The organism is Streptococcus sp. SO2, assembly GCF_030440025.1.
This window is the reverse complement of the sequence record NZ_JAQFJH010000024.1, coordinates 1-22358: the sequence shown is the minus strand read 5'-3', so window position 1 is coordinate 22358 and position 22358 is coordinate 1. Positions and strand designations below refer to the sequence as shown.

General features: G+C 42.6%; 25 protein-coding genes and 1 pseudogene. 3 read left to right on the top strand and 23 right to left on the bottom strand.

The features are described 5' to 3' along the window. The 12 genes from PCY17_RS11675 to PCY17_RS11620 all read right to left on the bottom strand — a co-directional run. Window positions 1-127: 30S ribosomal protein S4 (locus tag PCY17_RS11675; RefSeq protein ID WP_301395658.1), on the bottom strand; the 127-nt coding region annotated here is incomplete at its 3' end. A 201-nt stretch (window positions 128-328) separates the two neighbouring features. Then, window positions 329-1363 (bottom strand): cell wall metabolism sensor histidine kinase WalK, encoded by a 1035-nt coding sequence (locus PCY17_RS11670; RefSeq protein WP_000769387.1) that lies wholly within the window; start codon window positions 1361-1363, stop codon window positions 329-331. Continuing rightward, window positions 1360-2058, bottom strand: coding sequence for a response regulator transcription factor (locus PCY17_RS11665; protein ID WP_033583600.1), 699 nt, complete (start codon window positions 2056-2058; stop codon window positions 1360-1362). Before PCY17_RS11665 ends, PCY17_RS11670 begins: the two co-directional genes overlap by 4 nt. Window positions 2059-2138: 80 nt before the next feature. After that, a complete protein-coding gene (locus PCY17_RS11660) occupies window positions 2139-3779 on the bottom strand; it encodes a fibronectin-binding SSURE repeat-containing protein (RefSeq protein WP_125398981.1) in 1641 nt (546 codons plus the stop codon). Window positions 3780-3934: 155 nt separating this feature from the next. After that, complete coding sequence (locus tag PCY17_RS11655) at window positions 3935-4600, bottom strand: TrkA family potassium uptake protein (protein WP_049479903.1); 666 nt, start codon at window positions 4598-4600, stop codon at window positions 3935-3937. A 13-nt stretch (window positions 4601-4613) separates the two neighbouring features. Continuing rightward, complete coding sequence (locus tag PCY17_RS11650) at window positions 4614-5993, bottom strand: TrkH family potassium uptake protein (protein ID WP_000897930.1); 1380 nt, start codon at window positions 5991-5993, stop codon at window positions 4614-4616. Window positions 5994-6026: 33 nt separating this feature from the next. After that, complete coding sequence (locus PCY17_RS11645) at window positions 6027-6791, bottom strand: nucleoside phosphorylase (protein WP_301395653.1); 765 nt, start codon at window positions 6789-6791, stop codon at window positions 6027-6029. A 299-nt stretch (window positions 6792-7090) separates the two neighbouring features. After that, window positions 7091-7714, bottom strand: a complete 624-nt coding sequence (locus PCY17_RS11640; RefSeq protein WP_000361923.1) for a TetR/AcrR family transcriptional regulator — start codon at window positions 7712-7714, stop codon at window positions 7091-7093. Between the two features lie 39 nt (window positions 7715-7753). Next, the gene (locus PCY17_RS11635; RefSeq protein WP_049479898.1) at window positions 7754-8836 is read right to left on the bottom strand and encodes an ABC transporter permease; all 1083 of its coding nucleotides are present in this window, start codon (window positions 8834-8836) and stop codon (window positions 7754-7756) included. A gap of 1 nt (window position 8837) precedes the next feature. Beyond that, complete coding sequence (locus tag PCY17_RS11630) at window positions 8838-9554, bottom strand: ABC transporter ATP-binding protein (RefSeq protein ID WP_042901944.1); 717 nt, start codon at window positions 9552-9554, stop codon at window positions 8838-8840. A 419-nt stretch (window positions 9555-9973) separates the two neighbouring features. Further along, window positions 9974-11209 (bottom strand): carbohydrate-binding domain-containing protein, encoded by a 1236-nt coding sequence (locus tag PCY17_RS11625; RefSeq protein ID WP_000837416.1) that lies wholly within the window; start codon window positions 11207-11209, stop codon window positions 9974-9976. A gap of 277 nt (window positions 11210-11486) precedes the next feature. Next, entirely contained in the window at window positions 11487-12050 is a 564-nt protein-coding gene (locus tag PCY17_RS11620; protein WP_000200256.1) for a sugar O-acetyltransferase, read from the bottom strand. Between the two features lie 174 nt (window positions 12051-12224). Here PCY17_RS11620 and PCY17_RS11615 point away from each other — a divergent pair, with 174 nt between their 5' ends. The 3 genes and pseudogenes from PCY17_RS11615 to PCY17_RS11605 all read left to right on the top strand — a co-directional run bounded on the left by PCY17_RS11615 (window position 12225) and on the right by PCY17_RS11605 (window position 13176). Next, the gene (locus PCY17_RS11615) at window positions 12225-12530 is read left to right on the top strand and encodes a rhodanese-like domain-containing protein (protein ID WP_000468863.1); all 306 of its coding nucleotides are present in this window, start codon (window positions 12225-12227) and stop codon (window positions 12528-12530) included. Window positions 12531-12539: 9 nt separating this feature from the next. Further along, window positions 12540-12905: pseudogene (locus PCY17_RS11610) on the top strand (rhodanese-like domain-containing protein); the annotation flags it as partial. Continuing rightward, entirely contained in the window at window positions 12880-13176 is a 297-nt protein-coding gene (locus PCY17_RS11605; protein ID WP_000450169.1) for a rhodanese-like domain-containing protein, read from the top strand. The pseudogene PCY17_RS11610 and the gene PCY17_RS11605, both read left to right, overlap by 26 nt. Before the next feature lie 222 nt (window positions 13177-13398). On the opposite strand, the gene PCY17_RS11600 is transcribed toward PCY17_RS11605, so the two are convergent. From PCY17_RS11600 to PCY17_RS11550, 11 genes are all read right to left on the bottom strand, one after another. Beyond that, on the bottom strand, window positions 13399-13656 hold the full coding sequence (locus PCY17_RS11600) for a metal-sensitive transcriptional regulator (RefSeq protein ID WP_000185160.1): 258 nt from the start codon (window positions 13654-13656) through the stop codon (window positions 13399-13401). Between the two features lie 199 nt (window positions 13657-13855). Then, window positions 13856-14413 carry a DUF3592 domain-containing protein gene (locus tag PCY17_RS11595; protein WP_001031650.1) on the bottom strand — a complete coding sequence of 186 codons (558 nt, stop codon included), beginning with the start codon at window positions 14411-14413 and terminating at the stop codon, window positions 13856-13858. 75 nt (window positions 14414-14488) lie between these two features. Continuing rightward, entirely contained in the window at window positions 14489-15151 is a 663-nt protein-coding gene (locus tag PCY17_RS11590; RefSeq protein ID WP_181187193.1) for a hypothetical protein, read from the bottom strand. 2 nt (window positions 15152-15153) lie between these two features. Further along, the gene (locus PCY17_RS11585; protein ID WP_301395646.1) at window positions 15154-15831 is read right to left on the bottom strand and encodes a hypothetical protein; all 678 of its coding nucleotides are present in this window, start codon (window positions 15829-15831) and stop codon (window positions 15154-15156) included. Between the two features lies 1 nt (window position 15832). Further along, on the bottom strand, window positions 15833-16405 hold the full coding sequence (locus tag PCY17_RS11580; protein WP_049490055.1) for a hypothetical protein: 573 nt from the start codon (window positions 16403-16405) through the stop codon (window positions 15833-15835). Between the two features lie 311 nt (window positions 16406-16716). Further along, a complete protein-coding gene (locus tag PCY17_RS11575; protein ID WP_042901935.1) occupies window positions 16717-17571 on the bottom strand; it encodes a VOC family protein in 855 nt (284 codons plus the stop codon). A 108-nt stretch (window positions 17572-17679) separates the two neighbouring features. Continuing rightward, window positions 17680-18717, bottom strand: coding sequence for an aldose epimerase family protein (locus PCY17_RS11570; protein WP_301395642.1), 1038 nt, complete (start codon window positions 18715-18717; stop codon window positions 17680-17682). 134 nt (window positions 18718-18851) lie between these two features. Next, the gene (gene lacD / locus PCY17_RS11565) at window positions 18852-19847 is read right to left on the bottom strand and encodes a tagatose-bisphosphate aldolase (protein WP_084945529.1); all 996 of its coding nucleotides are present in this window, start codon (window positions 19845-19847) and stop codon (window positions 18852-18854) included. Between the two features lie 10 nt (window positions 19848-19857). After that, window positions 19858-21024, bottom strand: a complete 1167-nt coding sequence (locus PCY17_RS11560) for an SIS domain-containing protein (RefSeq protein WP_301395639.1) — start codon at window positions 21022-21024, stop codon at window positions 19858-19860. A gap of 228 nt (window positions 21025-21252) precedes the next feature. After that, window positions 21253-21657, bottom strand: a complete 405-nt coding sequence (locus PCY17_RS11555) for a PTS sugar transporter subunit IIA (protein ID WP_000045700.1) — start codon at window positions 21655-21657, stop codon at window positions 21253-21255. Window positions 21658-21660: 3 nt separating this feature from the next. Next, window positions 21661-22356 carry a PTS system mannose/fructose/sorbose family transporter subunit IID gene (locus PCY17_RS11550; RefSeq protein WP_301395637.1) on the bottom strand — a complete coding sequence of 232 codons (696 nt, stop codon included), beginning with the start codon at window positions 22354-22356 and terminating at the stop codon, window positions 21661-21663. Between the last annotated feature and the right edge of the window lie 2 nt (window positions 22357-22358).

Sequence of the window (22358 nt, the reverse complement as noted above, 5' to 3'; positions counted from 1 at the left end):
TAGAACGGTTGTTTGGTCCGTGTTGTCCTGGTACGTAGTTACGACGTGCCAATTCTTTACCTGTACCTGTAAGTGAAAGGCCAAGGCGACGAGCTTGTTTCCAAGATGGTCCTGTATAACGTGACATATGTATGTCCTCCTGATATAAATAATATTTGGCGGAAATAGTCACTTAGAAAGCCCTGATTCGTGCAGATGCCCTTCGCCTAAACAGCCAAGGTTACTTATCATAAGACACCTGTTGACGAGCTTCATGCTTTCCTGCTGCTATTTCACACAAAGGCTATTATACCATGAAAAGCTAGATATGTAAAGGGATTTTACAGCTTTATTTCAAATTGAGGCTGAATGTAAATTTGCTTCCTAAGCCATATTGACTTTCTGCTGTGATTTCGCCACCAAGCTGATGGGCTAGTTCGCGTGCAATCGCAAGTCCTAATCCATGTCCACCTGTCTTCATATTGCGCGAAGTTTCTACACGATAAAGTCGTTTAAAGATCTTTTCCAAATCCTCAGGAAGGATTCCCTGACCCTCGTCTTTCACACTGATTCTCAGCTCTTGTTCTGTTAATTGGGCAAGAACCTCGATTCTGGTTCCTGGTTCTGAATATTTAAAGGCATTGTTTAACAAATTGACCAGAATGCGAGAAAGTTTGTCAGAATGGCTCTTGATTTTCGCCGACTCAGGTGATACTTGAATGTAAACATCTCGCTCCTCTTGTTCAATCTGGAGTTGAAATTCACTCATTGACTCAATCAACAGCTGATCTAAAAAGACCTCTTCGACTTCTTCATCAGCAGTATCTTGAGGTTGGGTGTTAAGAGTCAGAACATCCAATTCCTCCACTAGCTTGTTTAGACGCTCGGTTTGCCGACCAATCGTGGCTAAGTAGTGGAGTCGCTCCTCTTCCTTAATCACTCCATCTAGAATTCCCTCCACAGTAACCTGAATGGAGGTAATGGGAGTTTTAATATCGTGAGAGAGCTGCGCAATCATCATTCTCTTTTCTTGCTCGCTCTCATCAAGTGATTGAAAGGTGGCTTGCAAATTGTGGGACATGTCATTAAAAGCCTGGCCCAGCTCTTGAAATTCTAATGGTCCCTTGGTTTCAATTTCTGTGCTGAAATCCTTGCTTGCTATATCCTGAGCTTGTTTTTTCAAATGTTTCAGAGAAGAGAACACTGGCGACAAAAGAAAGATGCTCACTGCAGCGCCAATGAAACTAGCAATCAAGGTCATTCCAACGAGAAAGTAAACTTCACTTTTCTCGATCAACATCCGTTGGACTGCCCAGAAAACGACCAAAATCGTTAGTAGAGTCGACACTAGATACCCCACTAAAATATAGTTTTTTAATTTCATGTTCTACCTCTTGGTCTTTCCATCTTATAACCCAAACCCCAGACAGTTTTGATAGCAGGAGCATTTGAATTCGTATACTTGGTCAACTCTTGCCTCAAAGCATGGATATGAACATTGAGTGTATTGGTATCATCCACATAGTCCTCTTGCCATACCTTCTCATAAAGTTCCGTCTTTGAAAAGACTCTCTCGGGATTGCTGGCTAATATCCATAGAAGTTCAAAGGATTTTACTGTCAATTCCAAAGGTTGCTCCCCAATGCGAACCTCATGAGTCACATGGTTGATTACCAAGTCACCAAACTCGATCTGTTCTGTCTCTCCTCCACGGCTAAGGCGACGCAAGATATTATTCACTCTTAAAACCAATTCGCGTGGGCTAAAGGGTTTGACTATAAAATCATCTGCCCCCAAACTTAATCCATAAATCTTATCCTGTTCGCTTGTCTTAGCAGTTGTAAAGAGGAAGGGTTGATCCGGAGCGATATACTGAACTTCACTGATAAAATCATACCCGTCCATATTGGGCATCATGATATCTGTGATAATGAGGTCGATAGATTTTTTTCTGAAAAGCTCTAATCCCTCCTTGCCATCATGGGCGACCAAAACGTCGTAACCCGCCTGTATAAGATAGCGGTGTTGAATATCTAGAATATCTATTTCATCATCAACCAGCAAAATTGTCTTTTTCATCTGACACTCCTTCGATAAAAACAGTGTTATACTTGCTTTAGTATAACACTATTTTCTCTAATGTTTAAATGATTTGAATCTTAATCTTCTCGTTTGGTTGTCAAACCCAAAAGTCCAACAAGACCTGCCAAGGCTAGACCAAAGATACCAAGGCCTGCTGTAGCCGTTTTAGCTTCCCCAGTATTTGGTAGCATCGCTTTATCATCTTTTTTCATCATATTAGCCATTGGGCTAGAAGCTGGTTGATCTACTTTCATATCTGACATATGGTGATTTGTACCCATCATACCCTCAGTCGTACCTGTAGAGCCTGTTTCAGAAGGCTTCGTATTCATCTGACCTGATTGAGATGGTGTTGTCGCCATTTCTTTTCCACGAAGCTGAATCGTTACTTGACGAGTAGCAATCAGATTAGTCAAATCAGGTTTGCCATCTTTAGAACCATAGACTTTAACAGTAGCTAGATACGTATGTGTTCCGTTAGCTCGAAGTTGATCCAGCAAGGCCTGACCATCTTTGCCAACCGTATTGCCATTCAAATCCACTTCGTAGAAATATTGACCTTTAGCCAAGCCTTCAAGTGGCAATAGAGCTGGATTTTTAGCTGTTCCGTTGTCTGACCATGGGGCTTTGTCTGAGGCTTTTAACAAGAGGCGAGTCAACATACCATCTCCACCAAAAGCTTCGTATGGAATGACTTGGTTGACACCAGCTGTAAATGGTCCTGGAAAATTAGCTCTATCCAAGTAAGAAGCTGGGACATCTACTGTATCTTTGGTATTGTCAGCTACACCTTTTTGCACTTCAGCTGGTGTGGTCAAACCATTCAAATTAACAGTCAAATCTTTAGTCGCTACCAGATTAGTTAAGTCAGGCTTGCCGTCTTTTGCACCGTACACCTTGATGGTTGCCTTATAGCTTTGAGTTCCATTTTGTTTCAAGAGGTCAAGCAGCTCTTTATCTGATTTTCCTTGGGTACCTGCTAAATCCACTTCGTAGAAGTAAAGGCCTTTGCCCAATTTCTCTACTGGTGGAAGGGCGGGATTTTTAGCTGTTCCGTTGTCTGACCATGGAGCCTTATCAGATGCTTTCAAGATAAGACGAGTTAACATGCCATCACCAGCGAAGAATTCGTATGGAATGACTTGATTGACACCAGCTGTGAAGGGACCAGGGAAGTTAGCCTTGTCCAAGTAAGTAGCTGGGACATCTACTGTGTCTTTGGTGTTGTCAGCCACACCTTTTTGCACTTCAGCTGGGGTGGTCGCTGGTTGAGCTTCACTAGCTTCACGGTCTTGTCCAGAAACTGTAGACGCAGGACTTTCCGCAGGTTTAACTGCATCTTCTGTTTGTTTCTTAGAGTCAGGTTGTGCTTGCACTTCTTCTTTTGGCGCTACTGCAGGCTCTTTAGCAGTTGCGTCCGCTTTTTCTGAAGAGCTTGTCGTATCCACACTTGCTTTAGGTGTTGGAACAGACTGTTCTGAAGGAAGAGCTACATCAACTGCTTTTTTGAGAACCTCTGCTGGTAAATCGCTCTTTTCACTCACCGAAGCAGCGTCTGGCACGACTTGGGCAGGAGTCGGATTGACGACATCAGCACGTGCAGAACTTGGTTGACCAACTAGGACAAAGAAGCCACTAGCCACAACAACCGAAGCAACACCGACACTGAGACGGCGAATAGACCAACGAGTATATCTCTGATTTGGATTGAATTTCATAGGATTCTCCTTAGAGTTTTCTTTTTTTGATGACTCTAGTATAATCTCCTAAAATTAAAAAGGATTAAGAAAAAGTTAAAATTTTTCTTAAATCCCTCTTATAAAATACTTATATTGACTCGTTAATTATTTGGAAAGAGAGTACCCTTCCTCTCCTACTCACTCAGTTCAGCTAGGGTATCCAGATGTTGGTTATTGATCACCGCCATGATGTAGGTGTCTTCCTGCAAGAGGTCATTAGGTCCGAATTGGACATCCAGAGGAGCATTTTCGTAGGCACGAAAACCAAGTACGTTGAGGTTGTATCGCCCACGTAAATCTAACTGACTGAGGCTTTTACCTACCCATGATTGGGGGATTTTCATCTCGACAATCGAAACATTCTTATCCAGCTGAAAGACGTCTACACTGTTATGAAAGAGGATGGTCTGTGCCAATGAGCGCCCCATCTCAAACTCTGGTGAGATGACTGCGTCTGCCCCGATTTTTTCTAGAACTTTTTTAGCTGTATGGCTTTTGACCTTGGCAATAACGGTCGGTACTCCTAGACTCTTGCAGTGCATAACCGAGAGAACACTGGACTCTAGATTTTCACCCGTTGCGACGACTACGGTATCACAGGTGTCAATCCCCGCTGATAGAAGGAGTTCTTCATCCGTGATATCTCCAACTACTCCACGCGCCAACACTGGTTCAAATTGATTAATGCGCTCCTCGTGGTCATCAATAGCAATGATATTCATATGATGCTTGGCAAGAGCAGCCAAAACACTGCTCCCAAAAATTCCCAAGCCTAAAATTCCAATTGTCCGATCTGACATCGTTCTTCCTTTCTTATCCAATGGTGATATCTGCTTTCATATAGTGAATCGTATCTTTCTTGTCTGGCTGGTATTCCGCTACACTGACCAGTAGTGTCAAGGGACCAATACGGCCGATAAACATCAGCAACATAACGATGCTGAGGGCTATCTTGCCTAGCTCTGGTGTTAAATTTGCCGTCACTCCAACTGTCGCAAGTGCTGAAATGGTCTCAAACATGAGGTAAATAAAGCGCGGATTTCCTTCTGCGGTTACCCCTAATAGAATCAAGCCCAGCAAGAAGGTCAGCAAGAAGATAATAAAGACACTGAAAGATTTTTGCACGGTTCGGGGTTCAATGGTCCTCCGAGCTACATTGGCATGAGGCAAGCCCAATAATTCACTGCGAGCAAAGACCAACAAGACAAAGAAGGTCGTAATCTTGAGCCCCCCTGCTGTCCCTCCAGGTGCCCCGCCCAGAAACATCTGCAAGATGTAGATCAGTAAGGTAACTGGTCGAGCCTGGGTGTAGTCAATTGAAGCAAAGCCTGCCGTTCTCATGCTGACGGTCTGGAAGAAACTAACCAACAGTTTTTCTGGAAAACTAAGATTTCCAATCGTCCCAGGATTGTTCCACTCAATTAAGAGAGTCGATACTGTTCCAAAGAGCAAAATTCCCGCCGTTAGAAAGAGAACCAACTTAGTATGGAAACGCAGGCGCCGTTTTTTCTTTTTCCCAAACTGGGTCGCTAGATCAAACCAGACCATAAATCCTAGACCACCCGTGATAATCAAGCCTGCAATCACTAGATTAATCAAGGGATCCGTTTGGAAGGCTAGCAAACTCGTACTTCCAAAATTATCAAATCCAGCATTACAGAAAGCTGAAACAGCCAAAAAGATAGAGGTTAAAATCCCTCGCCCCCAGCCAAATTCAGGAATAAAGCGGAAACTCAAGAGAAAGGCACCGAGCCCTTCCACTAGAAAAGTCGTCAGAAAGATTGAACGGATGAAATCCTTTAGAGACTGGGTTTCTCCATAAGCAAAACTTTCTTGAATGGTCTCACGGCCACGAAGACTGAGCTTTTGCTTGCCTTGGATATAAAAGATTCCGATAAAGGTCATGAGCCCCAAACCACCAATCTGGATCAAAATCATACAGATCAACTGACCCCAGATATTGTAAGTAGAGGCTACCGGCTGGGTAAAGAGCCCTGTCACACAGACCATAGACACAGTCGTAAAGAGATGGTCAAAGTAGGTCGCTTGTGACGTTCCTGCTTGCACAAAGGGGAGACTTAAAAGGAGCGAGCCCAAGAAGATCACTAGGGCAAAACTTAAAAAGATGCGACGGGCTGGCGATAAACGCCCTAATGTCGTCTTGATTTTTTCCAAAAAAGATTTGAATAACATAGCTACATTCTACCATAAAAACAGTAAGAACACTCACATGTGGTGCACAATGGCAAGACAGAGTTCGAGTGCCTTATCAAAAGCTTCTGATCCCCAGTCACGACTGTCGTAGTTATCTAGATCTGCTAAGGAATCTGCGGTAAAGAGCAGCTCTCCCCAGACAACCCCACGTAGTTGAGCTACTGCCGCAAGAGCAGAGCACTCCATCTCCACAACAGCACAGCCTTCTTCCTTGCGATAGGCAACCTTTTCAGCCGTCTCTCGGTAAAAACCATCTGTCGTCCAGGTCATGACCTCCTCGTAAGGAATGCCTCTTTGTTCCAAGACTTGCTCAATGGCAGAGATAGCCTCAATCTGCATCTCCATATAACGAGAAGGCGCTACATAGTGGTAGCTGGTTCCCTCATCTCGCAGAGCGCGAACAGGGACGAGAAAGGCATTTTCCTCTATATCGGCTAGGACTCCACAAGTACCAGTGGAAATGATTTGCTCCACACCATAGCCAATCAACCAATCCATAAACTGGGCTGCTAGAGCAGAACCAACAGGCGCTTGGGCCAGACAGATCTCTTCACCCTTGTAATTGATGACATAGACTGGATAGGTCTTGGTGGCAGAAACGAACTCACCAATACAGTCCGTCCCTACTTCCCCCGCATAGCGGTCAATCTCCTCCTCCAAAAATGCATAGATACACTTCTTTGGCAACTTCAAGTCTAACTCCTCATGTGTTGGCATAAGGACCGACTGAGGATTGTCATCAAACTCTAAAATGGGAATCGCATGCTTCTGAATCATCGCCCACCTCCTCTAATTTTGTACTATTGTATCAAAAGCTGACGGAGTGTCAAGGAGGAGACTGATGAACTGAGTAAAAAAAGCACCTCAGTTATGAGATACTTTGAACTTGCTAAGATATCGAGTAGTAAATATGAGCTGGGTAAAAGATGTGGGAGCCTTGTGCAAGGTGATTGAGGAGTTATAAATAAATACCAAATTCAACAACAAAAAAGACATGAATCTGAAATAAGCAGAACATGTCTTTTTTAGCTTGTTTGAAAGTCAAGTAAATAAACCTTAGTTCTTCTAGAACTCCCTTATTTCCACAAACCACCTAAAATCTGTTTTTCTAATAAGTCTAAGTCTTCCTCTTTTATTTCTCCATTGTCGCCAACGATATAAAGCTGAGCGAAGTAAGCCAACAATGGACCAACACAAATACGAACCATTTGAGGAATCGTTAACTCTGGATTTACACGTGGATCTGCTAGCAATTCCTTATGAAGCACTCGAAGTTTATCCTGAATAGCATTCCATATAAAAATCTGTTCATTTTTTAGTTTTTTATTTGAAAAACTCTCCTGCAGAATGATTTTCATCAAAGCACGATTTTTTTTGAGATAGCTCATACGATCGTGGACGAGATAACGAACCCTCTCTTCTGTCGTTTCAAAAGCTAAGAGTTCCTCAAAAAAACTACCGAAAATGCCTGGGACTACAGGATGTAAAATAGCCGTCAGTAGATCATCCTTCGTCTTAAAATACTTAAACAAAGTTGCCTGGCTTAGTCCAGCACGCTCAGCTATGTGAAGAGTTGAGGTCCCATGGTAACTCCTGGTTGATATGAGATCCACTGCTGCCTGCATGATTTTTTTCTTTCCTTGAGGGTAATTCGCTTCTTCTAAGTAATCTTCAAACGATTCAAAAACAGTCTTATCCATCTAATCTTCACACCTTTTTAGCATTATTTATGTTGATTTCTAAACTTTACGATAACGACGCAATCCAACAATATTGAGAATTGTTAAAATGATCAAGAAAATCATTAAAACACCAAGATTTGGCAAAATATCACCAAGATTGTGTCCGTAAAGAATAATCTGGCTTATTGCATCACCAGAATAGGTTAATGGCAAAAATTTCCCCACAGTTAGAGCCCATTCTCCCATTGATGACAATGGAATAATTCCTGAGAAAAAAAGTTGGGGCATAATCACGAGAGGAATAAATTGCATCATTTGGAATTCTGATTTTGCTAGAGTAGACAAGAGAATTCCAAAAGCTAGTGCTACAAGAGCCAGTACCACATTAACTATTATAACATTTAAAATACTTCCTACAACTTCTACATCTAGTAGCCAAATTGCTGCTAAGACGACAACTGCCGTTTGAAAAATCGCAATAATACCGTAAGACAACATATAGCCATAGACGATTTCAGATCGTTTCACTGGTGTTGCTAACAAACGTTCTAGTGTTCCACTGGTGCGCTCTTTCAAAAGCGCCATACCTGAAATCAAAAAGACAAAGAAGAAAACTACAAAACCTATCAAAACCGGAATCATACTGGTAAAGAAGCTTGTATTTTCATCTCCATACTGATAAGACTCCTTGATTTCTGGTGTTTTTGCGTCCGAGTCCAATTGTGGAAGAGCTTGTTTGACACGAGATAGTAACTGATCGGTGCCTTCACTGGCGATACTTGTTCGTAACACTTGTCGTATCATAGATGTCTTGGAGGCATCTGTATTTGCGTAGTCGACCTGATACTCACCGTCTTTATAAGAAATCACAGCATCGACTTTTTCATTTGCTAGCGCTTCTTTGGCCTGATCTAAGTCTTGATAAGTCTCGATGTCCACATGATCAAGCTCATCCATTTTCGTTACCAAACCAGTTGGTAGATCTTGTGTCGCTAACTTGACATTCACGGTTGTACTAGCTGAAAACATGAGGTTCATCAACCACATGATAAAAACAGGTGCTATAAACATCAGGGCTAGAGTTCGTTTGTCACGAAGTAATTCTTTGATGACTTTTTTTGCAATCGCTATTGTTCTCATTTTACTCACCTTCTGCTTTTAAAAATACTTCTTCAATACTTGAAACTTGATAACTTTCTTTTAAGTGTTGCGGTGTATCAAAAGCAATGATTTTTCCGCCTAATAATAAGCCGACCTTATCCGTCAACTCTGCTTCATTCATAACATGGGTAGTAACTAATATCCCTACCCCATTGTCTCTAAGCGCGAATAATTCTTTCCAGATTTTCTTTCGAAGAGAAGGGTCGATTCCAACTGTCGGTTCGTCCAAAATCAAGAGTTGAGGATTTCCCAACAGCGCGATAGCAAGAGACAAACGCCGTTTCATTCCTCCAGAATAACCAGATACCGCCTTGTTTAAGTAGTCTGTCAGATCTACTACTTGAGCTATATGAGCAATTTCCGCCTTTAGGTCTTTTTTAGAAAGCCCCTTTAGCTGACCAAAAAATTCCAGATTTTCTTGACCAGACAAGGACTCGTATAAAGCATCTGATTGGGCCATATAGCCAATATCTCCTAAAATATGACGATTGGGCATAGTGTGATTTAACACTAAAGCTAGGCCTCCATCAGCCTTTTCCATTCCTAACGTAGTCTTAATCATAGTTGATTTACCAGCACCAGACGGACCAATTAATCCTATAATTTCTCCTAGCTGCAATTCAAAGCTGACATGATTCAGAACTATTTGTTGGTCAAAAGATTTTACTAAATCTTGTAAATGTAGCAATTTTTTCATATGCTTCCTCCTAGGTGAGTGGGTACTCACTTTTTAAATCACAGAAGCTATTATAGTGAGTAATCACTCACTTGTCAAGAGAAAGGGTTAAATTCTTTAAAAAAATAAAACACCAGATTCGTATCTGATGTTTATGATGCACATGTCTTATTTCTAAAAATGTTTTTGAACTTCCTCTCTATACTCCGAAATGGTCTTTCCTGTCCACTTTTTAAAGGCCTATTCTTCCTCTACTTTTCTCAGCCAATCCTACTACTGTCATCACAATAGCAACCTTGATAACCTTAGCTATGGAAATTCACTTTATCCGTTTTTATATGAAACAGACCAAGAAGTTCTCAACTCCGGATTGGTATTTATTCTAGAAAATCCTTCCTACATAAAACTCTCCCTTCTCTTTCGAGAAAGGAGATTCTTTTTTATCCTTGTCCGCCAGGGGCTGGACCGTCGCCTTGAGGGCCTCCATTTGGTCCACCGCCTCCAGGTATAGAATTGACGATTTCCGTTTGTTTTTCACCGTTGAGATAGATATCTCCACCTGTGTAGGTCGCTGTTCCATCAAAGTCAAAACCTGTTTGACCAGTCATTTTAATGGTCCCACCTGTGACCGTAATATTGCCGTTTGAGTCGATTGGGTCTGTGTCTCCTTGGCCGACTTCTACAGTCAGATTCCCGCCGTTCATAGTGAAGAAGATTTCATTCTGTTGGGCGTTTTTGTTAGCTGCGTTGACTCCATCATCTGTTGAGTAGATGCTAATATCCCCACCGTTGATAGTGATTGACTTACCTTCAAGTCCTTCTGTCGAATTCTTGACGGTGTAGGTACCACTATCGATGACGAGGTCTCCAGATGCGTGGATGCCATCATCTCCTGCTGTGACGGTGATGTTGTTGTTGGATAGGTACATGGTCCCAACTGAAGTATCCTCGTCATTGTCCACCTTGACCCCATCCTCTTTGGCATCGATGGTCATGGTCGTACCAGTGATGTTGAGTTCATCATTGACATTGAAGGCATCGCCAACTGCTGTGATGTTATAGGTTCCACCCGTGATGTGGAGGGTGTCGTTGGCCTTGATACCATTGTTCTTCTTGCCATCTACATTGAGAGTTCCTTTCCCGTTGATGGTCAAATCCACCTTAGAAAAGAGAGCTGCGTCTGCTTTTTCGTCACTGTTAGAGCTTGAGTCAGAGAGACTGTTGGTGGTTCCCTCTGCTAGAGTCAAGTAGACATGACCAGCTGATGTCGCAGATATCGCTGCATTGGTATTGGTCATGGTCGCGCCTTTTAGGACTAGATGAACATCTGCAGACTTATCTGCCTCGATCTTGATCTGCACTCCGTCAGACTGACCTGAAATCACATAGGTCCCAGATTTTGTGATGGTCACTGTTGATTCAGAGACTGTCACCCCATCCCCAAAGACGTTTGCTGATGAGCCAGATAACTCAATCTTAGAAGCTGTGCTTTCGTCATAAGAAGTATCATTGTCCTTCTCTGTAAAATAGGATGATTGGTTTGTCTTTGTTGCAGTTGTTGTGGCACTATTTGTCGTTGCATTGGTATTGGATGTAGTTGTTGACTGGGCACATGCTGCCATCAGCACTATTGCCGTTAAACTCGTTGCGAGTAGGGTCCATTTTTTTGATTTCATAGCTTTTTCCTCTCCTTCGTATGATATAGCTAGACAGTCTACAGAAGATTCCTGAAACAAAACTAAAACTTTTCTGAAAGTTTCCTTAAATTCAGTTTCGCTTAGTATTCTTTTGAAAGGGCTACTAGAAACAATTTGAGAGTACTAAAATGCATTTAATAGTTTTTAAAAGCAACATTCCCAAGTGCGATATCACTCTAACCCAAAAAGCCAAAAAGAAGAAAAATCTATAAGACTAAGATAAAGATTATAAAAAGAACAGCCCAAGCTGTTCTTTTTAGTTTTCTTTTACTGGGATTTCCTTGATGACACGCGCAGGATTGCCAGCTAGGACGACATTATCTCCGAAGGACTTGGTAATCACGGCCCCCGCTCCTGCAACGACGTTATTTCCCAGTGTCACTCCAGGAAGGACAATGACGCCACCTCCAGCCCAGAAATTATCTCCAATGGTGATGGGCTTGCCGTATTCGACCCCTGAATTGCGTTCATCCGGATCCAGTGGATGGAGTGGGGTTAAAAACTGACAGTTGGGGCCAAGCATGGCGTTGTTCCCGATGCGAATCGGGCAAACATCCAGCATGGTCAAGTTCCAATTAGAATAAAAATTTTCCCCTAGATGGATATTGACTCCATAATCGACCACCAAGCGTGGATTGACATAGAGATTTTCCCCAGTTGAGCCAAACCAAGTCTTGATAATATCTGCTCCCTTCAAGGGATCTTCTTCCTTGTTAAAGGCAGCCTGTTTTTGGCGAGAAGCCTGCGCCAAGACCCGCAACTCTGGATCCGACGGACGGTAAGGCTCCCCTGCTATCATTTTCTGGTATTCGCTGGTCATCTTATCACCTCACACTTACTTTGGACTCATCATATCAAAAAGCCTTTGAAAGGTCAAGAATAGCCTGCTTTCTAGACTCTCAAAACCAATCCCCTCCAAGTCAAAACAACTTGCTTGACAAAAGATTGACTTCATGGTTTAATATACCCCATAAGGGTATATGTGGAGGTGCCTATGTTTCACTTATTTACAAAAATTGACAGTATTTCTACCAGCGAGTTAGAAGCTAAACTCAGAGAACCGATTCAGCTACTAGATGTTCGGACGCCTATGGAATTCCGTAGAGGTCATATCAAAAATGCCAAAAATGTTCCTTTAACGGAAATCGGTTCTTACACACCTGCGACAAAAGAAACACTTTATGTCATTTGTCACTCTGGTGTACGAAGCAAACTAGCTGCGAAAATGCTTAAGAAAAAAGGCTACGATGTCATCAATGTTCGAGGCGGTATGAGCGCTTGGACAGGCAAGGTCATCTAGAAGCATAAAATAATTGGCTACACAGCCTTGAACCTTATCGAAGGTCTGAGCGACAATATCCAAGGTGTCCGCTCGAAGACGATCTGACTAAGGGCAAATAATCCCTAGATGTGCGGACAAGTGGCGAATTTCAGGGGAGCTACCCAAGGTCGATACCATCCATAACCCCTAAATGAACTAAGGGAGATCTTGGGTGAACCAGACAAGAACCAAGCCTACATCCTTAGCTGCCACAGCGTTTTGCGCAACTATATCACAGAGCGTATCCTCCAGCAGGCAGGATTTGCCGTCCAAAACCTTGATGGCGCTTATTCACTATATAAAATGGCTAATCCAGAAGGAGTCGAATATGGAAACGAGTATCAGCATGGCTGACTTTTATGAAAAATACCTAAATGAAAATCTAAACCTTATCGATGTACGTGAGGTGCATGAATTCCAAGCAGGACATGCACCAGGAGCAAGAAATCTTCCGTTAAGTACCTTGGAGCAAGGTTACAAAGAACTCAAACCTGACCAGGAATACCATGTCATCTGTCAAGGTGGAGTACGCTCCGCATCTGCTTGTGAATTTCTAAGCGCCCAAGGCCTCACAGTTATCAATGTAGAAGGTGGTATGAATGCTTGGCCCGGTCAAGTAGAATAAGCAAAAAACCGATTAAGTTCCTTAATCGGTTTTTTTCATTTCTGCAACCCACTGATATAGGGCTCGTAGCCCGTCGCTTCTAAAAAAGAAACACATTGATGGTATCTAAAATGAGGTTTTCTCATTGGTATTGGGGGAACTCATCCGTTTGTCTGACATGATTTCTTTATCGAAATAGACTTAAATACCTTTGTCTGCATTGTTTATCAATAGCAAATTAGTTTATTTCCGTTTAATCAGGTATCGGATGGCCTTTTCTAGGCGTTCCTTTTGAGCCTCGGGGTCGTCTAGTGGTTGGTTGATACAGCCTGTGAGATTTTCAGTAATGATCATCTCAATCACGCGCTCAACGCTAGATTTCACTGCTGTCAACTGCGTAACAATATCTGCGCAGTCACGATCTTCTTCAATCATCTTTTGAATTCCACGTAACTGACCCTCTGAACGTTTCAGGCGTGTTATATACTTTGAGTTTGTCATTAATTTATCCTTGGTCACTTTTTCTTCATTATATCTCGAATAAGGGGCTTTGTCAAAATTCACTTCCTGTCTGTATTTGTAGGAGGCAACCTCTCCTCTGTATCAGATAGAAAAGATTGATAAGCATGGAAATGGAAAAGAAACTCTGTCCTCCTTGAAGCTCGATGGGAAGTCACGTTTCCTTTCAACCAACTGACCTTTATGCGTATATCTTGGACAAATTGGACAAAAAGGCTAGGATCACTATCCCATAGACTATAACTAGAGCCAGCCCAAATCCGATACCAAACCACTTGTAAAACTTGTCCATTCCGCTGTAACGTTCGACATAGGCCCTGGTCGGCTTGTCTGGATCATACCAGACTGTCAGCTCCGAATGAAGGGGGAAATGGGTCTGCATCAAGCGTTTGAAGGAAACAAAGGAGTTGCTGTAGCGAGTGATCGAAGGGGCCAGCATATCTTCTCTTGTATAGTCCTTTAAAAATTTAGTAGTCCCCCACGGAATTGTGACCGTTTTGAACATAAAATACTGCAAGGTTTTCTTATAAGAAATCCCATCCACCGTGTATTCGACGATAGGTGGATACCCCTCACGAAAACGGCTATAGCCGATAACCGTTCCCTGTACGGATGACTTGGCAAGGCGGACCAACTTCTGATCCCGAAGATAGAGGAAAAGAAAGGTCCCACACACAAATACAAAAGATAGGAAGATGACGATTGTCCCAACTATCAAACCAATCACTTCTTTATTCATATGAACTCCTCCTGTTATTTTATACAGTAAAATCCCAAAACGAACTCGTCCAGAAGGACATTGAAGCTCTCGAGTCTACTCTTCGGATTTTTCTTTTGACTGTTTTTCTCTCAAATCTTTTACAGATTTCGATATGATATCTCTCACCTGTTCGTCAGTAAGTCCTGGAATCTGGTAATAAGGATTATTGGATTCGCTTTTTGACGGCTTTGTTCCTGAACTTTCGGTTTTAGAACTTTGTTCAGTCGAAGACGAGGATTTCGGCTCTGAGGAACTGGATTCTTTGGTCTTAGAGGAACTGGACGACTCAGACTCAGAAGACTTGGACGTTTCAGGCGTTTTAGAATCAAGCTTAGGCGGCTTGTTTACTTGGTCGTTCGGCTGTTTTACAGGTTTATAGAATAGCCCAAAAGACAACAGCAAGGCTATCAAGATCCCAATACCAGCCAAGGTTCTTTTATTGGCTTCAGCCGAGGGAACCCTTACTCCCTTTGTACTGAGTATTTTCCATTCTGGATGCTCTTTTTCTATGGCTTTTTTCTGTCTCCTAAGAGGACCAAGTAGAAAATGATTAAAAGGCACAATCGTTACCATGGCCACCGTTACAAGCGGGACATAATTGGAATGACTTGATACCAGTAGAACATCGAGTATAGCGAGAAGAATGAAGAGGAAACGCCCCACAAACTTACGAACTTGATGCTCTTTTTTGATCTGCAAATATCTCTCTTGTGACATTATCATTCCCACTTTTCTATTTCTTCCCCAAATAATACTTTCCCCTGCTTGTATTTTCGTACGGCTAAGAGCCAGCGGATAGGGTTGTTTTGGAATAAGAGCAGTACGACACTAATTGGAACAATGGTTGCTCCGATTGGTACCATGAACATAGAGGGCTCAAACCATTCATGCTCATAGTAAGGAATGAAGGTTCCAGGTATGGCAAAGAACACAACAATAACAAAAACAAATAGAAGAACGAGGATAACAAATAGATACAAGATGATTTTATCGACTGTTGGTTCCTTATCTGGAGACTTTTTCCAAAATTTACTACTTTCAACTGCTTCTTTAAACTGCTCTTCACTTGCTGGGACAAGCGACTTGGCCCCACTGTAAAAAAGTTTTTCAAATCCATAAACACTTCCGATAAAAACGAAAAGGATCGTGGCTAGATGGATAGGAATCATCCACTCACTCAATCTAAAGGGCGCTATCAAGGAGCGAATCCAAATACTGATGATAGCAACTAGCAAGAAAGCAAAGAAGACAACCCAAGGCCACTTGGATTTTTTTGAACTGATGGCACAGTCGGTTTCTGACGAGGCGCTAGATTCTGTCGCTAAAGCCTCTCTCGTCTTTGTGTTATAGTAGACGGATTGCTGGCATCCTTGGCCTATATAAATGATTTTTCTCATCTTACATTTCTCCCTCTTTCCCTCGGCTACCGTCCTGTAATGTCTCCATCAGCTCCTTGAACAATCGTTTGCGCGTTTTCATCCGAAAATCATAAACTATATATGTAAGAATACCAATCCCTAACATGTACATAATTAAAAATTGAAAATCAGAAACAGCCAGATAACGATAGGCTGAAAAAATCGTTATTAAAACAAAAATGTAGCCAACTACTGTCAACGCCCTAGATTTTCTCCTAAGTGTTTTGATATTGGCTTTTGTGAGCCGGACTTTTCTAAATCTATCTGTCTTCATGTTGCGTCGGGTAGATTTGGCAAGGAGAATGGTCCCGAAAACCAAAAACAGAGACATCAGTATAAAGAAAATCAGATTGAAAGGGGAGGAGACATCTCCAAAGGTTTGGTTGAGCAACTTTGACAGCCGTTGCAAGGAATAGATTGCAATAGGGGCTGCAATGGCTGAATAATTCATGCCTTGTTTTGCACTGTAGAATACTTGATTCCCCAAATCATAATAGATAAAAGAGTCCTCCAGAGGGCCCATACTGATTAAATTTTTTACACTTGTGTCCATCTTATTACCATTTCCTAAACTCAATACGGATGTTCAAACAAAGTCCTACTTTCTCTAAAAAGCATCGTGACAACAATTGCCAGCAGTCTAGCCGATTTTTAGCATTTGCCTTCCTAGAGAAAGAAAAGTTTATTAGTATTATAGCATGAACCCCCAGAAAAGGGAAAATATCCCCGGCAGATACCTTTGCTAGGGCCAAGAAAGGCTTCGTCATTTCATAAAAAAGCGAACAAATCCACATTCTAAAAACAGAATGCGAGCTTGTCCGCCTTTTCCTATGTCTCTAAAATAAATAATGTGTTTTCCTCGTTTCATCGTGCCAAGCGAATGCGGGTCACAATCCCATCTGGGTCTACAAGATCCAGTTCACTCGAATTTAGCCATTTGATCGGTGCTTCTAGCTCTTGTGCTTGCTTAACGATGTTCAAGAGTTCTTCCTTGCTTTCGACCTCAAGGACATAGTAGGCCAAGCCTGACAAGCCTTGCTCACGCGGAGCCAGACCTTTTCCAGCCCATTCGTTGACAGCCAGGTGGTGATGGTACTGACCAGCCGCTATCCAACTAGCACTAGGAATGCTAAATTTATCTTCTAGTCCTAACACCTTTTGATAAAACTGGCTCGCCTCACGACTATCCTTCACCGATAGATGGATATGCCCCATTCTCGTCCCTTCAGCTAGGATAAAGGGATCCACCTTTTCCCCTAACTCATAGATGTCCTGTGCCGCAAGGGCTTCGGTCACACCGATAATGCGACCGTCTTCTCGAATATCCCATGAAGACACTGGCTTATCACGGTAGAGTTCAATGCCATTCCCTTCCAAATCCTCTAGATAAATAGCCTCGCTGTATCCATGATCTGCACCCCCAACCAGAGGAATCCGCAAATCACTTAGGTGTTTCAAGACATCTGCCAAGGCTTTTCGTGTCGGCAACAAAATCGCCAGATGGTAGAGCCCATAATGCCCCCTTACTTCGCCAGACTTTTCTGCCTGAATCAAGTGAACCAAGGCTTTTCGACCAAGTCCCAAAATCGCTTCTGTCTCTGTTTGAGATAAAATCTCCAAGCCAATAATCTGGTGATAAAAAGCCGTTTGACTCGTCAAATCCTTGACATTTAAAACCGCCTCTGCTAGATAAATGTGGCTTTGGTATGCATAAGTCATAGGGTGTCTCCTTTTTTGTTGTAACTTTATGCATTACATCAATTATACACTATTGAGATAAAATGTCAACGAAGACAACTCAAAAGAGCTGGAAACCAGCTCTTCTTTTTATTTAACAACAAGCTCGTAACGAGTTTTGCTGGTGAAAATTCCCCCTGCTTTGAGAATGACTTGGTCTTTGAGATCACTGTGAATGGCATCTGGTAAAGCTTGCGCTTCAAGGGCAATCCCATTGTGCTGTACCATTGGCTGGCCTCCGATGATGACACTCTCATCCACAAAGTTTGCTGTGTAGACCACAAAGCAAGGGGCCTCTGTCTTGAAAAGTAGGAAACGACCTGAGTTTTGGTCATAAAGGAAACCAGCATTGTCATGACCTGCAGGAAGGGCAAATGGGTGATCCAAACCAGATACCAACTGAATTTGCTCATCGTCCTCTGCAAAGATATCCTTGAGCAAAGCACCATTGTAGATGTGTTTCACCACATCACGAGTAGCATCTGGAGTCTTATCTGGAACACCGTCAGGAGCGATTGGGTAAATGCCCTCCGTATTTAGTTGGAAGACATGGCGGTCAACTGTCTGCGTGAAATCACCAGACAAGTTGAAGTAGCTGTGATTAGTTGGATTGACAAGCGTATCCTGATCTGTCGTTACCTTGTAGCTGACTTCGTAGGCACCAGTTTCTTCCAAGCGATAGCTGATCCAGATCTTGAGATTACCAGGAAATCCTCCTGTCCCGTCTGTACGCTCTGTGTAGAGGGTCAAGCCATGGTCGCTCACCTCGACCAATTCAAACAAGCTCGAATCCCAACCTGTTGAACCACTGTGGTTACAGTTGCTAGCATTGTTGACTTCAAGATTATAGGTCTGGCCATTGAGTTCAAATGTTGCACCTGCAATACGGCCCGCTACAGGACCTACACTTGCTCCATGCTTGGGACTATTGCCTACATAGCTATCAAAATTATCAAAGCCCAAGATCACATTGGCAAAATTACCAGCCTTGTCAGGTGTGACATAGCGCAAGATGGTCGCACCATAGGTCATAACTTCAAGCTGGTAACCACCGTCAGTCTCAAAGTGATAGGCCAAGACATCCTTGCCCTCATGATTTCCAAATACACGCTCTGTGTATGCTTTCATTCTTCTCTCCTTTGATCTATTTCTCTTAAGTAAACAAACCATAGAGAGCCTATTCACCATCTATGGTTGTAGTTTTTATTTTCAGAATCCTTTGTCAGAAAACCTTAACAAAAGGGGGTTCTTCTATACTTGTTTTATGCTTCCACACGTTCAGTCCATGAAGTCGCTGTTGTTTGAAGAACCTTGTTGAGTTCGTCAATGTTCTCAAAACCTGTTGTGCGTAGCCACTCACGAGCTGCTGCTTCACCATCTTTAATGTAAGCTTCAACTGATCCAGCCCAGGTTGCACGGCCACAAAGAACGCCGTTGAAGTTTGCGCCTGATTCGTGAGCAAAGACAAGGGTTTCTTGGAAGAGTTTAGCTGATACACCTGCACTCAAGTAGATATATGGCAAGTTAGTTGCTTCGTCTTGCGCTTTGAAGAAAGCTGCCGCTTCTTCACGAGTATGCACGATTTCACCATCGCCAAAGCCTTCAACGTATTTGACGTTGACTGGAACTTCAACTTTCAAGACATCGATGTTGAAACGTGGGTCTGAGAAGACCTTCATGGCACCGATAACCTTGTGTGGTTTGACTTTAGCGTATTCTGCAGAACCTGCGTCAGCGATTTTTTCGTCGTAAGCCAAGATTTCAAGGAAGAATGGAATATCTTCCGCCACACACTCAGAGCCGATACGTTCGATGTAGGCTTGTTTTTCTTGGTTGAGTTCGTCAGAGCTGTCTACATCGTAGTAAAGCAAGAATTTGACAGCATCAGCGCCTTGTTCCTTGATGCGTTTTGCAGACCAAACATCCAAACAGTCAGGCAAGCGTTTGGTGCTTGTTGTGTCGTAGCCAGTTTTCTCATAAGCAAGGAGAAGACCAGCATTAGCATCAAGCGCTTTTGTAGCTGGAAGTCCATACTCTGGGTCTAGAAGCATAGAGGATGCGTATTTAGTCAATTCATCTGCAACCAATACTTTGAGTTCTTCCATTTGAGCCACTGTTGGCTCTTCTGTTTGGTATTGAGCCATGAGGCGTTTCAAAGCACCACGTTGGTCAAAGGCAAGAGCTGAGATAATGCCGTTCTCGTCAGAGAGTTTTTGCAAGCAAGCTACTTTATTGGGACTTAATTGTAATTTACTCATAGACACTTCCTTATTTTTGATATTCATGAATGATCACACCTTGTACCACACGGTTTACGGTACCAGTAGGAGACGGTGTATCTGGTTTATTTTCTACCTTGAGTGAAGTCAATAGGGCAAAGAGTTGGGCATAAACGATGTAAGGGAAGACACGGTAAATATCGTTCAAGACACCGCCACAACCAAGGGCTACTTCTTTGACATTTTCAAGACCAAAGACTTGATCACTCAAGAGCACGACACGACGAGCAATGTGATCACCAGCCACTTCACGAACCAAGTCCAAGTCGTACTTGCGAGTGTAGTCTGTCGTTGTACCAAATACCAAAACAACGGTATCTTCGTTGATCAATGATTTTGGACCGTGACGGAAGCCAACTGGGCTTTCATACATGGTCGCCACTTGACCAGCTGTTAATTCCAAAATCTTCAATTGAGCTTCATGAGCAAGTCCAAAGAAAGGACCAGCGCCTAGGTAGATAACACGATTAAAGTCGAGGTCAACAAGCTCTTTAACATCTGCTGCATTGTCTAGAATCTTACGAGCAAGGCTAGTCACAACTTCAAAACGTTCAGCTTTCACAGCAAATTCTGTAGGATCAAAGACCAAGAGAGCTGTTAGCATCATGGACGTAAAGCTAGAAGTCATGGCAAATCCAGCGTCATTGGAAGCAGCTGGTTGCAAGAGTAAGAGATTGCGGTCATCACCGTGGGCTTGAAGAGCCAATTTCCCGTCCGCTGCACAAGTAATGGTCACTTGATAGAGGTCATCAACCAAGGCTTTAGCCAAATCAACCGTCGCCACACTTTCAGGCGAATTTCCACTACGAGCAAAGGAAACAAGGACAGTCGCCACATCTTTTTTCAAATAAGTTTCTGGATTGGCAACAATATCAGTTGTCGCAATGGCATTGAAATTCCATTTGCGCTCGTCATAGACTTCCTTAAAATATGGCACCAAGGTATCTCCCACATAAGCAGAAGTACCAGCACCCGTCAAGATGACCTTGATATAGTCATGCTTATCAGCGATTCCTTGTAGGAATGCTGCAATTTCTTCTCGTTTTGCTTGATAGGCTTCAAAAGCCTCTTTCCATACATCAGGCTGTTGGTAGATTTCACGAGTCGTGATTTCTGCACCCAGTTCAAGTAATTCTTCTTTTGTGTAATTTAGCATAGAGTTCCTCTAATCTATTGTTGTTTCATTCCTATTGAAAATATGGGAATGGGAGTGACTCCCATTCCCATGTATATTCTATATAAGATGCTCTAACGATTTAGCCGTTGTCACATCTTATTGAATTGAGTTCCAACTAAAATCTTGGGGAAAAAGACCGATTATCGTCGGAGCATCGCTCCGTCCTCCTATCGCCTATTTTCCCTGTGATTTTCACGTTGTCACATCTTATTCATCTTCGTCATCATCGAAACCTGCTAACAAATCATTGACTTTTACAATGCTTTCTGCAGCACGGCTCTTGTAGTCCGCATCTGCACCTGTAAGGCTGGCATTGATAAATTCAATCACCATTGGAAGATTCATCCCTGCGTAGAGTTCAATGTCGCGACCTTCCATAATCAAACGGCTTACCACGTTACATGGTGTTCCACCGAGAAGGTCCGCAAAGACTAGGAAATCATCCAATCCTTCGATAGCAGCTTCAAATTTTGCAGTAAATTCTTCTGGGCCATCTTCTGGAAGAAGAGCCACTGCATGAATGTTGTCCTGTGGACCCATGATCATTTCTGTGCTACCTTTAAGTTCTTCACAGAAACGACCATGACTCACCAAAATTAATGATTTACTCATAAATTATGCGCCCATTCCAAGCAAGAATTTACCGATGAATGAAAGACCTACTGCAAGAACGATAATGATACCGATCGCTTTAGTAGAGTTCATACCTTTCTTACCAAGCAACCAGAAGATGAATGCAGTGAAGATTGCTGGAAGCAAGCGTGGGAAGATTGAGTTCAAGATGTCTTGGAAGTCAATCAATTTTTCACCGATTGGCAATTTGTAAGAAATCTCAAAGTTGATCATTGTTGCTACAAGAGCACCCATCATGAAGACACCAAGTACAGATGCAGCGTCAATCAAAGCTGTCAAGGTACTTTGCATGTTGTTGATAAGGTTAACCCCTTCTTTGTAGGCAAATTCCAATTGTTTCCAACGGAAGATGTCATATGCAACTGCAACTGCGATCCAAAGGAAGATACCCCATGGTTGGCCAGCGATAGCCATAGTTGCTGCGATAGATCCCATGATAGCAGGTACAAGTGAACCAAAGATTGTATCTCCAAGAGGAGCGAATGGTCCCATCAAACCTGTCTTGATACCGTTAACGGCATCTTTTGAACCCACACCATCTTTTTCTTCCATGGCAAGGTCAAAACCAGCGATGATTGTGTGGAAGAATGGTGAAGTGTTGAAGAATTGAGTATGAACTTTCATCATTTCTTTCAACTCAGGAGTTCCATCTCCATACATTTTACGCAATTGTGGCAAGA